We start from the raw sequence: 2,829 nt of genomic DNA, 5'->3' as shown, positions 1-2,829 counted from the left end.
ACGAAGGGCGGCATCGGCATGCCCAGGGGGGCGAGGGCCCGGTCCGCCACCTCGAACGGCGTGCCCTCGTCGACCGCCCGGATCGCCGCGCCGAGCGCGCGGGTGAGCAGCCGGTTGAAGACGAAGGCCGGCGCGTCCTTGACCAGCACCGACGACTTCTTCAGCTGCTTGCCCACCGCGAACGCCGTCGCGAGGGTCGCGTCGGCGGTGCGCTCGGCCCGCACGATCTCCCGCAGCGGCATGACGCGACCGGGTTGAAGAAGTGGAAGCCGACCACGCGCTCGGGGTGCTTGAGCCCGGACGCCATGTCGGTGATCGACAGCGACGAGGTGTTGGTGGCCAGCACCGCCTCGGCGGAGACGTGCTCCTCGACCTCGGCGAAGACCTTCTTCTTGACGTCCAGGTCCTCGAACACGGCCTCGATCACGAAGTCCGCGTCGGCGAACGCCGCCTTGTCCAGCGAACCGGACACCAGCGCCTTGAGCCGGTTCGCCTTGTCCTGCGACACCCGGCCCTTGCCCAGCAGCTTGTCGACCTCGGCGTGCACGTAGCCCACGCCCTTGTCCACGCGCGCCTGGTCGACGTCGGTCAGCACGACCGGCACCTCAAGGCGCCGGGCGAACAGCAGCGCCATCTGCGAGGCCATCAGGCCCGCGCCGACGATGCCGACCTTGGTGACCTTGCGGGCCAGCGACTTGTCCGGAGCACCGGCGGGCCGCTTGGCGCGCTTCTGCACGAGGTTGAACGAGTACAGGCCCGCCCGCAGCTCGTCGCTCACGACCAGGTCGGCCAGCGCCTCGGTCTCGGCCGCGTAGCCCCGGTCGAGGTCGTTCTCGCGGGCCAGCTCCAGCAGCTCCAGAGCCTTGAGCGCGCCGGGCGCGGCGCCCTTGGTGCGGCCGTGCACGATGCCCTTGGCGCGGGCGAGCGCGGCGTCCCAGCCCGCGCCCCGGTCGATCTCCTTGCGCTCCGGCGACACCTCGCCGCGCACGACCTGCCCCAGCCAGAGCAGCGACTGCTCCAGGTAGTCGGCCGAGTCGAGCACGGTGTCGAAGATCCCGAGCTGGGTCGCCTTCGCCGGGTTCAGCATCCGGTTCTGGTTCAGCGCGTTCTCGAAGATCACCGTCACGGCCGCGTCCGGGCCGATCAGGTTCGGCAGCAGCTGCGTGCCGCCCCAGCCGGGGAACAGGCCGAGGAACACCTCGGGCAGCGCGATCGCCGCCGCGTTCGAGGCGACCGTCCGGTAGTGGCAGGACAGCGCCAGCTCCAGGCCGCCGCCCATCGCCGCGCCGTTGACGAACGCGAAGGTGGGGACGGTGGAGTCGGTGAACTTGCGGAACACCTCGTGGCCGAGCGCGCCGATGGTCAGGCCCGTCTCGCGCGACCCGGCCTTCTCCACGGCGCTCAGGTCGGCGCCGACGGCGAACACGAACGGCTTGCCGGTGACCGCGATGGCCACCGGGTTCGCCGCCGCGGCCTCGTCGAACGCCAGGCCCAGGCTGACCAGGCCCTGAGGCCCGAAGGTCGACGGGCGGGTGTGGTCGTGGCCGTTGTCGATGGTGATCACGGCGACCTGGCCGTCCAGGCCGGGGACGGACACCAGGCGGGTGCGCGCGCCGGTGACGACCTCGTCCGGGAACAGCGCCTTGGCCTCGTCGGGGGTCAGCGCGGTCACTTGGCCTCTCCGTTCCAGCGGGGGTTCTCCCAGATCACGGTGCCGCCCATGCCGATGCCGATGCACATGGTGGTGATGCCGTAGCGCACGTCGGGGCGCTCGGCGAACTGGCGGGACAGCTGGGTCATCAGCCGCACGCCCGAGGACGCCAGCGGGTGGCCGACCGCGATCGCGCCGCCCCACTGGTTGACGCGGGGGTCGTCGTCGGCGATGCCGAAGTGGTCCAGGAACGCCAGGACCTGCACCGCGAACGCCTCGTTGATCTCGAACAGGCCGATGTCGTCGATCGTCAGACCGGCGCGCCGCAGGGCCTTCTCGGTCGCGGGCACCGGGCCCACGCCCATGACCTCGGGCTCCACGCCCAGGAACGAGTAGCCGACCAGGCGCATCCCGACCGGCAGGCCCAGCTCCTCGGCGGTGTCCTCACCGGCGAGGATGCAGCCGGTGGCGCCGTCGTTCAGCCCGGCCGCGTTGCCCGCCGTCACCCGGCCGTGCGGGCGGAACGGGGTCTTGAGCTTCGCCAGGTCCGCCACGCTGGTGCCGGGGCGGGGCGGCTCGTCGGCGGTGGCCAGGCCCCAGCCGTGCTCGGCGGAGCGGGTGGCGACCGGGACCAGGTCCGGGTCGATCTTCCCGTTCTTGAGCGCGTCCGCGTACTTGGCCTGCGAGGCCGCCGCGTAGGCGTCGGCCCGCTCCTTGGTGATGGCCGGGTAGCGGTCGTGCAGGTTCTCCGCCGTCGAACCCATGATCAGGGCCGACGGGTCGACGATCTTGTCCGACAGGAACCTCGGGTTCGGGTCGACGCCCTCGCCCATCGGGTGGCGGCCCATGTGCTCGACGCCACCCGCGATCGCCACGTCGTACGCGCCGAACGCGATGCCGCTGGCCGCGGTGGTCACGGCCGTCATCGCGCCCGCGCACATCCGGTCGATCGAGTAGCCGGGCACCGACTTGGGCAGGCCCGCCAGCAGGGCGGCGGTCCGGCCGATGGTCAGGCCCTGGTCGCCGATCTGGGTGGTGGCCGCGATGGCGACCTCGTCGACGCGCTCCGGGGGGAGCTCGGGGTGGCGGCGCAGCAGCTCCCTGATGACCTTGACCACCAGGTCGTCGGCGCGGGTCTCCGCGAAGATCCCCTTCGGGCCGGCCTTGCCGAACGGCGT

Annotated in this window: 1 protein-coding gene and 1 pseudogene; both read right to left on the bottom strand. The window is 72.2% G+C overall.

Annotated features, from left to right (window positions below; all coding sequences use genetic code 11):
* A pseudogene (locus tag ACTUAL_RS14025) lies at nt 1-1,672 on the bottom strand (3-hydroxyacyl-CoA dehydrogenase NAD-binding domain-containing protein); the annotation flags it as partial.
* On the bottom strand, nt 1,669-2,829 hold a 1,161-nt coding region (locus tag ACTUAL_RS14020; RefSeq protein WP_440900545.1), incomplete at its 5' end, for a thiolase family protein. The gene ACTUAL_RS14020 and the pseudogene ACTUAL_RS14025, both read right to left, overlap by 4 nt.

The sequence above is a fragment of the Actinosynnema sp. genome, from assembly GCF_052038725.1.
The sequence above is the reverse complement of the archived record's forward strand: the minus strand, read 5'-3'. Positions and strand labels throughout refer to the sequence as shown.